The organism is Cupriavidus sp. (assembly GCF_057315035.1).
In genome coordinates this window covers 64,596-74,748 of record NZ_DBHKYV010000006.1, presented here as the reverse complement: position 1 = coordinate 74,748, position 10,153 = coordinate 64,596, and the positions used below count along the sequence as shown (strand labels likewise).

Annotated in this window: 10 protein-coding genes, 2 tRNA genes and 1 pseudogene; 5 read left to right on the top strand and 8 right to left on the bottom strand. The window is 62.0% G+C overall.

Annotated elements, in window-relative coordinates:
• A pseudogene (locus ACO550_RS11485) lies at positions 1 to 234 on the top strand (PLP-dependent aminotransferase family protein); the annotation flags it as partial.
• Positions 235 to 370: 136 nt separating this feature from the next.
• Positions 371 to 1,858 (top strand): diguanylate cyclase domain-containing protein, encoded by a 1,488-nt coding sequence (locus ACO550_RS11480; protein WP_315592219.1) that lies wholly within the window; start codon positions 371 to 373, stop codon positions 1,856 to 1,858.
• Positions 1,859 to 1,912: 54 nt separating this feature from the next.
• On the opposite strand, the gene lpxO is transcribed toward ACO550_RS11480, so the two are convergent.
• From lpxO to ACO550_RS11465, 3 genes are all read right to left on the bottom strand, one after another.
• Positions 1,913 to 2,815 carry a lipid A hydroxylase LpxO gene (gene lpxO / locus ACO550_RS11475; protein WP_315592220.1) on the bottom strand — a complete coding sequence of 301 codons (903 nt, stop codon included), beginning with the start codon at positions 2,813 to 2,815 and terminating at the stop codon, positions 1,913 to 1,915.
• A 131-nt stretch (positions 2,816 to 2,946) separates the two neighbouring features.
• A complete protein-coding gene (locus tag ACO550_RS11470) occupies positions 2,947 to 3,258 on the bottom strand; it encodes a hypothetical protein (RefSeq protein WP_315592221.1) in 312 nt (103 codons plus the stop codon).
• A 26-nt stretch (positions 3,259 to 3,284) separates the two neighbouring features.
• On the bottom strand, positions 3,285 to 4,697 hold the full coding sequence (locus ACO550_RS11465; RefSeq protein ID WP_315592222.1) for a DUF2252 family protein: 1,413 nt from the start codon (positions 4,695 to 4,697) through the stop codon (positions 3,285 to 3,287).
• A gap of 243 nt (positions 4,698 to 4,940) precedes the next feature.
• Between ACO550_RS11465 and ACO550_RS11460 the strand changes: the two genes are divergently transcribed.
• Positions 4,941 to 5,231 (top strand): hypothetical protein, encoded by a 291-nt coding sequence (locus tag ACO550_RS11460; RefSeq protein ID WP_315592223.1) that lies wholly within the window; start codon positions 4,941 to 4,943, stop codon positions 5,229 to 5,231.
• Positions 5,232 to 5,240: 9 nt separating this feature from the next.
• Positions 5,241 to 5,504 (top strand): hypothetical protein, encoded by a 264-nt coding sequence (locus ACO550_RS11455; RefSeq protein ID WP_315592224.1) that lies wholly within the window; start codon positions 5,241 to 5,243, stop codon positions 5,502 to 5,504.
• Between the two features lie 203 nt (positions 5,505 to 5,707).
• Here ACO550_RS11455 and ACO550_RS11450 read toward each other — a convergent pair.
• From ACO550_RS11450 to ACO550_RS11435, 4 genes are all read right to left on the bottom strand, one after another.
• Positions 5,708 to 5,784 (bottom strand) — tRNA-Met (locus tag ACO550_RS11450).
• Positions 5,785 to 5,911: 127 nt separating this feature from the next.
• Positions 5,912 to 6,157 (bottom strand): hypothetical protein, encoded by a 246-nt coding sequence (locus ACO550_RS11445; RefSeq protein WP_315592225.1) that lies wholly within the window; start codon positions 6,155 to 6,157, stop codon positions 5,912 to 5,914.
• A 187-nt stretch (positions 6,158 to 6,344) separates the two neighbouring features.
• Positions 6,345 to 6,623, bottom strand: coding sequence for a hypothetical protein (locus ACO550_RS11440; protein ID WP_315592226.1), 279 nt, complete (start codon positions 6,621 to 6,623; stop codon positions 6,345 to 6,347).
• Positions 6,624 to 6,812: 189 nt separating this feature from the next.
• Positions 6,813 to 6,889 (bottom strand) — tRNA-Arg (locus ACO550_RS11435).
• Positions 6,890 to 7,013: 124 nt separating this feature from the next.
• On the opposite strand from ACO550_RS11435, the gene greB reads away from it, so the two are divergent.
• Positions 7,014 to 7,586 (top strand): transcription elongation factor GreB, encoded by a 573-nt coding sequence (gene greB, locus ACO550_RS11430; protein WP_315592227.1) that lies wholly within the window; start codon positions 7,014 to 7,016, stop codon positions 7,584 to 7,586.
• On the opposite strand, the gene ACO550_RS11425 is transcribed toward greB, so the two are convergent.
• On the bottom strand, positions 7,583 to 10,003 hold the full coding sequence (locus ACO550_RS11425) for a RelA/SpoT family protein (protein ID WP_315592299.1): 2,421 nt from the start codon (positions 10,001 to 10,003) through the stop codon (positions 7,583 to 7,585). The two genes, greB and ACO550_RS11425, sit on opposite strands and share 4 nt — an antisense overlap.
• Between the last annotated feature and the right edge of the window lie 150 nt (positions 10,004 to 10,153).

The following is a 10,153-nucleotide window of genomic DNA, read 5'->3' as shown; positions in this document are numbered from 1 at the left end:
ACGCTGCCGCGGGGCGGCCTGCATTTGTGGGTGGAAATGCCTGCCAGCGTGTCTTCCGAAGCGGTGTTCGAACTTGCACTCGGCCACGGCATCCGCGTGATGCCCGGCGCGATGTTCTCGAACTCGAACCGCTTCAATCACTACCTGCGGCTGAATTGCGGCAACCTGCGCACCCCGGAACTCGAACGGGCGCTCGATGCGGTGGCTGGCGTGGTGCGACAGCTGGCCGCCTGACCCTTGCCGGGAGCGGGTTACGGCGTGGCGTGCACGCCAATGCCGGCATCGTTCTTGCGAGATTTCTCCCCAAACTGGCGTGCGCTCGCCTATCCTAGTGCGCGGTACGCCATCCATCGCCAAACGGGAGAACACCTTGGGGCAAGCACCCGCCGCATCACGGCTCGACAACGACTATCAAACCCTGTTCCAGCTGGCGCCCGTTTCGCTATGGCTGGAAGACTTCAGCGCGGTGCGCCAGGCGTTCGAGCAACTGCGTGCCGAGGGTGTGACCAACCTGCGCCAGTATCTGCGCGACAATCCCACCGAAGTGGCGCGCTGCTCCGCAATGATTCGCGTGCTCGACGTCAACCGCCGTACGCTGGACCTGTTCCGCGCCGCCGACCTGGCTGACCTGGTCGCCAACCTCGACGCCGTGTTCCGTGACGACATGTTCGACCAGCATGTGGAAGAACTCGGCCAGCTGTGGGACGGTGACCAGCATTTTTCCAGCCAGACCGTCAACTACACGCTCGACGGCGACCGGCTCGACATTCGCCTGGAAGCGCGGGTCATGCCCGGCCATGAACACGACTGGTCGCGCGTGCTGCTGTCGATCGAGGACATCACCGCGCGCGTGCGCACCGAGCGCGATCTGCGCCGTGCCCAGCAGTATGCGGTGGGCCTGTTCGAACATTCCCCGGTGTCGCTGTGGGTCGAAGACTTCAGCGTGGTGAAGATGCTGCTGGACGAAGTGCGCGCGGCCGGCATTACCGACTTCCGCACGTTCCTGAACGTGCATCCCGATTTCGTGTCGCGTTGCATGCAGGAAATACGCGTGCTCGACGTCAATCAGCAGACGCTGTCGATGTTCGGCGCGCCCAGCAAGGAAATCCTGCTGTCACGGCTCGGCGACGTGTTCCGCGACGACATGCGCATCCACTTTGCCGAGCAACTGGTCGATCTCTGGCACGAGAAGCTGTGGCAACAGCGCGAAGTCATCAACTACGCGCTGGACGGACGCTCGGTCGACGTCTTCATGCAGTGGTCGGTATTCCCGGGCCGCGAGGCCGACTGGGACCAGGTACTGGTGTCGCTGACCGATATCACCGCACGCAAGAAGGCCGAAGCCTATGTGGAATTCCTGGGCAAGCACGACGTGCTGACCAAGCTCTACAACCGGGCCTACTACGAGGACGAACTGGCGCGCCTGGGCCGCAAGGGTCCCTGGCCGGTCAGCATCGTCGCGTTGGACCTGAACGGCCTGAAGGTCGTCAACGACCAGTTTGGCCATGGCGACGGCGACGCGCTGCTACGCCGCACGGGCGAGGTATTGAAGAAGGCGGTAGGTGAACAGGCGTGCATCGCACGCATTGGCGGCGACGAGTTCATGGTGCTGCTGCCGGGCCGCGACGAGCGTGGTGCGACGACCGTGGTCGAGCAGATCGAGGAAGTGGTCGGCCTGAATAACCAGTTCTACCCCGGCGCGCGCCTGTCATTCTCGATCGGCGCCGCCACCTGCACCCAGGGCGACCGGCTGACCGACACCGTCAAAGTTGCCGATGCCCGCATGTACGAGTCAAAGCGCGCGCACTATGAACAGCTTGGCAACGAACGGCGCTCACGCGAGTCGGACGGGCGATAAGGCTTCAGGTGTGCTCCCTCTCCCGCAGCGCGGGAGAGGGGAAAGTACGGAAAATCAGAGGAACACGATCAGCGCGATGCCGCCGATGATCAGGCCGAACTTGGTCACGTAGTACAGCGGCCGGTTCCAGGCCTTGAAGCGGCGGCGGTACTGTCCACCGAGCCATACAAAGCGGAACAGCTTGTTGATGGCGCCGGTCTGGTCGGTTTCCTCGTTCGGCGAACTGGCCGCGGTCATGACCTTGCGGCCCATCCAGTGGTTGACCGCCTTGGCCCAGCGATACCGCATCGGACGCTCGATATCGCAGAACAGGATCAGCCGATCGGTCTGGCTCTTGTTCTCGGCCCAGTGCAGGTAGGTTTCGTCGAACACCACGCCCTGGCCATCGCGCCAGCTGTGGCGTTCGCCATCCACTTCGATAAAGCAGCGGTCGTCGTTCGGCGTGGACAGGCCCAGGTGATAGCGCAGCGAACCGGCAAACGGATCGCGATGCGGATTGAGCTTGCCGCCCGGCGGCAGTTCCGCGAACATCGCCGCCTTGACCGACGGCATCTCGCGCAGCAGCGCCACGGTGTTCGGGCACAGCGTCTCGGCCGACGGATGCTGGGCTTCGTACCACTTCAGGTAGAAACGCTTCCAGCCGTACTTGAAGAACGAATTGAAGCCGGCGTCATCGTTCTTGTCGGCGGCCTTGATCTTGCGCATCGCAATCAGGGCCAGGCCCTCGTCGCGAATCTGCGGCCACGCTGCGCGCAGCTTTTCCAGCTCCGGAAAGCGCTCGACCGGAATATATGGCGTACGCGGCACACCCGAGAACATGTACATGAAGCAGTTCACCGGCGCCACCAGCGCCGAATGGTCAAGCATCTGGCGCATGAACGGCAGCCGTACCTTGCCGCGGAAGTGCACATACAGGATGGCACCCACGTAGACGGCGACGATAATCCACTTGATCACCCGAAAATCCTCCAGGACAAACCGACAAACCGCCCCGAGGGTGACGCCACGGGCGGAAAACGCCGTATTTTAGCTAATCGGCGACGCCCACGCACCGTGTGATGCGTGGGGCGCAGGGAGGCAACGCCTACTCAGGATTTTCCGCGCGACTGGCGGGCAATGCGGTCGATCAGCACGCGGGCATCGTCAGCCTTGCCCTGCAAGGTCAACAAGCGCGCGTTGAGCACGATGTTCTCCAGCACGAGCTTGGCCGTCGAAGCCCACAACGTGGCCAGCAACGCTTCCTGCGACAGGCCCGAGGTCTCCAGTTCCGTCGAACGTTCGGCAATCAGCTTGCACGCCAGCGCCCGCAGCTTTTCGTCGTCGAACGGCAGGTTGGCGTAGTCGATGGGATCGGCCTTTTCCACCTCCACCATCAATTGCAGCAGCATATCTTCGGTCATCGGCAAGCTCCTCGGGAACAGCACGGTTACACGCGGAAATCGGCCGCCATGTCGGCATCGGTGCGCGCTTCTAGCCGGCCTGACCGGCAGGCCTTTACGAAGACGTCGTAATCGCGCTCCACCTGGTCAGCATAGGCATTCGCATAGGCAATCATCGACTCCGCCATGCGGTCGCTGGTGCCAAGATAACCACTGAGTTCGGCGGCCATGCCACCTGCCTTGGCATGGGCGCGCGCCAGCACCCAACCGCATACGCGGCCATAGGCCGTCAGCAGATTGACATCCATCAACTCGATGTCGGCCGAGAATTTCATGTCGCGCAGTTGTCGAACATAGAAGTGACGTCCGGACGGCCCTTTGCCCCACCCCAGGAACAGATCGCTGGCGGCCTGCATCAACCGTTGGCCATCCACCACCCGGCGCCCTTCGTGCGTGGGTGCCGGCGACTTGAAATAGCGCGCGATCACCGATTTCGTGGCTTCCTTGACCTGCAGGAACAGCGGCTTGCCGTGGCTGTCGATCATCAGGTAGATCACGCAGCGCGTGCCCACGCTACCCACGCCCACCACCTTGAATGCCATGTCATGAAACGTGAAATGCGACAGCAGCTGACGGCGGTCAGGTGCCAGCGTGGAGGCATAGTCGGCGAAGAACTTCCCGATCGCCTCAGTGGGGTCCTTGACCTTCAGCCAGTCATCCTTGGCATCGAACAAGGTCTGCCTGCCGCGCACATGGAATACGGACGGCGGCGCATCGAGAATGCGCCAGTGGTCGCCTTCGCGTTCGGCGAGCTTGGGCAACAGCGATTCGTGCGTCCGCTCGGCGGCGCGCTCCATTGCTTTGCGGATACGCTTCTGGACATCGGGATCGATCGCCGTATCCAGCAGGCGCTCGAAGGTTATGCGGTCATACCAGGTGTCGAGCATGCCCATCTCCGCATACTCGGCCATGCGATTCCGGTAGCTGGTGACCATCTCGAACACCATGTTGTTCGCGGCGTCGGCACCATGGCGCAGGTGGCGTGCCGCGACCACGAAGCTGGCGGCCAGCCGCTTCAGGTCCCACTCCCAAGGGCCGGGACTGGTCTCGTCGAAATCGTTCACATCGAACAGCAGTGCCCGCTCGGGTGTAGCAAAACCACCGAAGTTCGACAGGTGGCAATCGCCGCAGATCTGATGGATCAGGCCCGAGTTCTGTGTTCCGGCCAAATCGTGCGCCTGGATGATGGCGCTGCCGCGATAGAACGCAAACGGCGATGCAACCATGCGGCCGTAGCGCAGTGGCACCAGGCGTTCCACTCGCCCCGCGCTGTTGGCCTCGAGCAGGTTGATCGGGTCGCGTTCGGTATTGCCGATCGCTTCGTGCGCGCGCCGCGGCACCGCTTGGCGCAACGCCTTGCCCCGCTCAAGCCGCACTTTCAGTTCCGCCACCGTTTCCACATTGCCTCCACGCTCGCACGAGCCCAGGACACGTCAGATATTGTGCAGTATGTGCAACCACGCTAAGTCATGCGCATGGACTTGTCAATTTGGTGCGCCACATAGCCTCGTCGTCACAAAGTGCGTGTGGATCACATCGACAATGCGAAGCAGGAAAATCAGACGCATCCCTACAAAATCGTCACAACTAACCGTGTAATCTGTGGTCTCAGTTTCGCATTGCCAACGAGAAGAGCACAATTCATGACCAAGCGATTTCTTGCAGCCATGCGTCAGTACGTATGGTTCAGAGGGGTGAAGCACCATGTCGTCCAGGGCGTTGAAGCGCTGGCGGACCTGCTGAAATCCCCGTCCGTCGCAGCGCGTGCGGTGGCGGCTATCGTGTCCGAGACCGAACACGGTGTGCAGGTGTGGGTATCCTATTTCGGCAAACCGATGGATCCGCATACCAACTATGTGCTGTGGCCCAATCGGGCATTGAAACCGGCGCGACGTCGAGCGGCCGCGCCCCCACAGTTGCCGCCGCGATTTTAGGGAGTTGCCATGTCCGAACCGAAGCATGACGAAGCACTGGTGAACAGTTTCCTGGAACGCATCTCGGCGTTGTCGGTCAGTGCGTTCGATGGTGCCGACGTCGGCAAGGAGCTGACGCAACTGATGAGCGAGGCCGGTCAGAAGTGTGGCGGCGGCGATCTGGCCGTGCTCGCCGCACGCCTCAAGGATCGCGCCGGAGCGGCCGAACGCGAAGATCAACCGCAGGTGCGCGACACCTTCAGCAAGGCAGCAACGCTGCTGGCCACGGCCTGATCGTTCATCCGCACTCGAAACGCGCAAGCATGCTGACGCATCGCTTGCGCGTTTTTGTTTGCTGCGACGACGCCAAATGGAAATGAATTGACCGGACGGCCGAGAGCACTACTGAAGTACGACTGAGGATACTGCCGGGGAAATTCTTGGGAGTACTACTGGAAACACTGCAGAAGAATCTCAGGAGATGTCAGTCAAAGGACTGGTTGCGGGGGCAGGATTTGAACCTGCGACCTTCGGGTTATGAGCCCGACGAGCTGCCAGACTGCTCCACCCCGCGTCTGAGAAAAGAGATTATGCAGTAATCCGGCGTATGCGGCAAGCACTTTCTGCACCATGATAGAGAAAAGGCCTCAGGCAATTTCCTGAGGCCTTCGCTTTTCGACAATCGCGCAATGAACATGCACCTATGCGATGCGTCGCAACTTGCCTGGCGCATCGGCATCGAGACCCTCGACTGTCTGCGCCACGTAGCGGTTCACATGCTCGAGCGCTTCCAGTTTCGTATCGAAAGGCTGGCGCGGGTACGGGTTGTGCCGCGCCATCATGACTTCACCATCCTCGCGCCGAATGATCTCGATCATGATGGCCCACTTGCCCTTCGGCATGGCAATCACTTCATAGACGATCTTGAAACCTTCGTAATCGGGCATGGCGCACTCCTGTTCTCTGCTGCTGGCGCGCACGGCGGCGCGCCTCAGATCCAGACTAGGAGTGGTACCTCAAAGCAAAAATGATCCTGATCAAATCGGAGCCGATGAGGGCGGCAGCGACCTGATATGGGCTATTGCATGTATCGCAAGGAACTTGCCCAGTGACGCGCGCGCTCGATACATGGCGCTAGCGCGCCGGGCCCACGAGCTTGTCGATCAACGCATAGGCCGCGCCAAAGGCCGCGACTTCCGCGGCATGCCGCGTGGCAAACACGTGCGCACCGCTTGACACGATTTCGATGTCACCCGCATCCGCCGGGTCCATGCCCTCCTGCGCCACGCGAACCTGATAACCAAAGGTCTGCGTATCGCCGACACTGCCCGCCACGGCATCGTGCTGCGAAGTCACCAGAACATACGCATCCATGCCGCGATAGCCTTCCACGCGCCAGTCTTCCTGTTGCATGTGCCGCCTCCATTGATGGCGTTGTCGATACTGGTTTGAGCGCGGCACGCGCGCATGCGTTCCGGCCGACCTGCAAACAGCTTAGGCGGCAACGCACTACGATGACGATGGAAAGATGAGGACGAGATGAAGCGGAGACCAAAGCAAAAAGGGCTTCCGTTTCCGGAAGCCCTTTTTTCTCGTATAGGTTGGCGCGGCTGGCAGGATTCGAACCCACGACCCCTTGGTTCGTAGCCAAGTACTCTATCCAACTGAGCTACAGCCGCAACCGAGAAAAGAGATTATATAGAAGTTTTCAGTTTTGTGAAGCCCCTTCGTGCATTTTTTTCATGCGAGGAGTTCGAGGGGCGCAACTTCCTATAATGAGAGCCCGATGAAGTGATCCGGAACATGAACAAGGCTTTTGTCAAAGAGTCGTCCAGCGATGACGACGACGATCTTCCCGAAGGCGCTACGCCACTGCCCGCCGGTACCAAGAACTACATTTCCGCTACCGGCTACCAGCGCTTGCGCGACGAACTGATGCACCTGATCGACGTGGACCGTCCCGACGTCGTGCAGATCGTGTCGTGGGCTGCGTCCAATGGCGACCGCTCCGAGAACGGCGACTATCTCTATGGCAAGAAGCGCCTGCGCGAGATCGACCGCCGCATCCGCTTCCTGACCCGCCGACTGGACAAGGCCGAAGTCGTCGACCCCTCGCTGCAGGGCGACAACGACCAGATCTTCTTTGGTGCCACGGTGACTTATGCAAACCAGTCAGGCGAGGAAACCACCATCACGATCGTTGGCATGGATGAGGTGGACCTCGACAGCAACCATGTGAGCTGGATCTCGCCCATCGCCAAGGCCCTGATCAAGGCGCGCGAAGGCGACACCGTGGCGTTGCGCACGCCGGCCGGTGTCGAGCAGATCGATATCCTGGAAGTCCGTTACCCGCCGAAGGATACGGCGGCGTCCTAGCTGTCGTTGCGGTCGCGGAAAATCCGGATCACATCCGGATTGCGCCGCAATGCGCGCATGACGTTGGCCAGATGCAGGCGGTTCTGCACCTGGATCACAAACTGCATGTAGGTGGCCTCCTGATGGCCGCCCTGCTGCTGCTCCATCGCCACGTGCGCCACGTTGGCATCGGCCGCGGTCAGGTCGGCTGCCACGCGCGCCACGATACCCTTCACGTTGTGCACCATGACCTTGATCGACACGTCGAATGCGCGCGTCGTCTTCTTGGCCCACATGACCTCGATCCAGTGCTCGGGATCCTTGCTGTGCAGTCGCTTGGCGACCTTGCAATCCTGCACATGGATCTGCAGCCCTTCGCCCTTGCCCAGGTAACCGACGATCGAGTCGCCCGGAATCGGTCGGCAGCATGCCGAAAAAATCATCGACATGCCTTCGTCGCCGGTAATCGGCACCGCGGGCGCTTCTTCGCCAGCAAACGTCTGCACGGCAGCCAGCAGCGCGCTGTCGACATCGCCTGACAGTTCCTGCAGCAGGATCTCCATGCGGCGCGCCACCACGGCCGGCACGCGCCGCCCCAGTGCCAGGTCGGCAAAAATATCTTCGCGCGCCTTGTTTCCGGTCCACTGGATCATGCGATCCCACACCGACTGCGGCACCGCCTTCAGTTCGATACCAAGCTGGCGCGCGGACTGATCCAGCAGACGCTCGCCAAGCTGGATGGCCTCGTCGAGCTTGGTGGTCTTCAGGTAGTGACGAATCGCCGCACGCGCCTTGCCGGTCCGCACGAATGCGAGCCATGCCGGATTCGGCTTCGAGTAAGGCGCCGTCACGACCTCGACGATATCGCCGCTCTTGAGCTCCGTGCGCAGGGGCAGCAGTTCGTTGTTGATCTTCACGGCCACGCACTGGTTGCCCAGGTCGCTGTGCACCGCATAGGCAAAGTCCAGCGCCGTGGCGCCGCGCGGCAGCGCGCGGATATGGCCCTTGGGCGTGAACACATAGACCGCATCCGGGAACAGGTCGATCTTGACGTGTTCGAGGAACTCCTGCGAGTCGCCGGTCTGGCTCTGGATATCGAGCAGCGACTGCAGCCACTGGTGCGCCTGCTGCTGGATATCGTTCGCATGATCGGCCTGGTGCTTGTACATCCAGTGCGCGGCCACGCCAGCCTCGGCAATCTGGTGCATGCCACGCGTACGGATCTGGAACTCCACCGGCGTGCCGAACGGACCCACCAGCGTCGTATGGAGCGACTGGTAGCCGTTGATCTTGGGGATTGCGATGTAGTCCTTGAACTTGCCGGGCATCGGCTTGTACAGGCCATGCAGCGCGCCCATCGCCATGTAGCAATGCATCTGCGTTTCCACGACCACGCGGAAACCGTAGACGTCGAGCACCTGCGAGAACGACAGCTGCTTGTCGTGCATCTTGCGATAGATGCTGTACAGCGTCTTTTCGCGCCCCGACAGCTCGGCCACGATGCCAGCATCGGCCAGCCCCGCCTGCGCGGCCTCCAGGATGCGCCGCACCACTTCGCGCCGGTTGCCACGCGCGGCCTTCACGGCCTTCTCGAGCGTGGCATAGCGGAACGGCGAGCCGACCTTGAACGAAAGCTCCTGCAGCTCGCGGTAAATCGTGTTGAGACCCAGCCGATGCGCGATCGGCGCGTAGATCTCCATGGTTTCGAGCGCGATCCGGCGGCGCTTCTCGGGCGGCACGAAATCGAGCGTCCGCATGTTGTGCGTGCGGTCGGCCAGCTTGACCAGGATCACACGCACATCGCGCGCCATCGCCAGCAGCATCTTGCGGAAGCTTTCCGCCTGCGCCTGCTCGCGGCTCTGGAATTCGAGCTTGTCCAGCTTGGTCAGGCCATCGACGAGTTCGGCGACCTTCGGGCCAAATTTCTCGGCGAGTTCGCTCTTCGTGATGCCCTGGTCTTCCATCACGTCATGCAGCAACGCCGCCATGATGGATTGCACATCGAGTTTCCAGTCCGCGCACAGTTCCGCCACGGCCACCGGGTGCGTGATGTACGGCTCGCCGCTCTGCCGGTACTGCCCCAGGTGCGCCTCGTCCGAGAACTGGAACGCCTCGCGCACCAGCGTCTGGTCCACCGGCTTCAGGTACGCCAGCTTCTCCATCAGCCGCGTGATCGAGATGACCTGCTGGCGCGGCGGCACCGCGGGTTGCGACGTCGGCCCGAAGAAGTGCCGGTACGACTGTGCAAGCACCGCATCGATAAACAGGTCGCCGCCGGGCGTGGCCGGTACGGTGCCGGCCACGGGCTCGGCTACCAGCTCATTGGCCAGCGCGGTGCGCGCCTTGCCCTGCTGGATCGGCGGGACGACGGCACGCTCGCCGACGACATTGTCGCCAAGCGGATCGGGCAGATTGGGGGCACCGGTACGGGCAGTCACTTGAGATTGTCCGAAGCGCTTACGTCCGGAGACGGCTGTTGGTGCGGGAGGCGGGATGGCGGAAACCGGAACGGTTCCCGGCAGCGGTGCACCGGGCGCCACAGGCGGGATCGATGCTGCCGCAGGTGCGGACACGAGCGGCCCGCTGCC